Origin of the sequence: Aquimarina rubra (genome assembly GCF_042684305.1) — a bacterium.
Taxonomy (GTDB): Bacteria; Bacteroidota; Bacteroidia; order Flavobacteriales; family Flavobacteriaceae; genus Aquimarina; species Aquimarina rubra.
Window position 1 is genome coordinate 1 of sequence record NZ_JBHULE010000029.1, and the last position, 1,009, is coordinate 1,009.

Sequence of the window (1,009 nt, forward strand, 5' to 3'; positions counted from 1 at the left end):
CAATGGTAGTTGTATATTTATGAAGGCGCAATACTTGCAAAAAGTGAAAGTTAGCAACCAATGCGCAGTTTTTGTCGAAAATAGGGTAACATTTTGACCTGCTACGACACATATATTAAACGTTATATGCATATGAGAAATGAGATTAGAAACAAGTAAAATATTATCTAATTATATAAATAAACAAATATCAAGTAAAGAATTCCAAGAATGGGTTTACAATGACCAAAACTTAGAGTCTGAACTTGGTGAAAAAATATATCTTGAACTCTTATCTCTTGACTTAAGAAATGAAGATAGCTATAAAAACGTTGAACAATTACTTGATAACTGTATTGATTACGCTCAACTTCATAAAAATGAAATTGTCAAATTAATAAATCAAATTTGTGAAAAACAAAAATCTTTTAATGACTCAATTTCTGAATTATATCAATGGATGAATAAAGGCTATTTATTTCTAAGTAAAATTGATACAATTGGTAATTTCAACGAACAGGGGAAATCAATAATTCATAGTATTGAAGATTACATGAATGATGAAGAAAAATGGAATATTCTTGGTATAAGAGAACCTGGTTTTTTTAATGATTTAATACAAATTAAGACTCAAATACTGAATAACCAGATTCTGATTACAGGAAAATATGAAATAATACAATTCTATGGTAAACAGTTTGAATATATAGAAAAAAGCATATAACAAAACCTATAATTAATACGGGTTTTTGTGCTTAATTCAAAGTTTAGTTTATTTTTATAAAGTCCGCCAAATCTTTTGATTTGGCTTTAAAATGAAAAATTAAAACAAAATAAAAAGTTTTGGCTAAGTGCTTAATCGGAAATTAATCGCTTATTTATTTCCGTACTAACCATAGCCGAGCCGTTGTAAGCAATTTCCAAACCGCAACAGAAATTTCAATAAATTCCTCTGAAAACGGATAAAGGAAAATCAAAAATTAGAGAAATCTAAAAAAAACATTTCAAAATGAAATTATCAGGAAAATCA

The 1,009-nt window shown here is 26.9% G+C and carries 1 protein-coding gene; it reads left to right on the plus strand.

Annotated features, from left to right (window positions below; all coding sequences use genetic code 11):
- Window positions 1-139 precede the first annotated feature (139 nt).
- Window positions 140-703, plus strand: coding sequence for a hypothetical protein (locus ACFSR1_RS19610; protein WP_378294749.1), 564 nt, complete (start codon window positions 140-142; stop codon window positions 701-703).
- Window positions 704-1,009 lie beyond the last annotated feature (306 nt).

Bases quoted from the DNA above. Each gene is read 5' to 3' on its own strand.
- ACFSR1_RS19610 (WP_378294749.1), top strand. From the start codon at position 140: ATGAGATTAGAAACAAGTAAAATATTATCTAATTATATAAATAAACAA.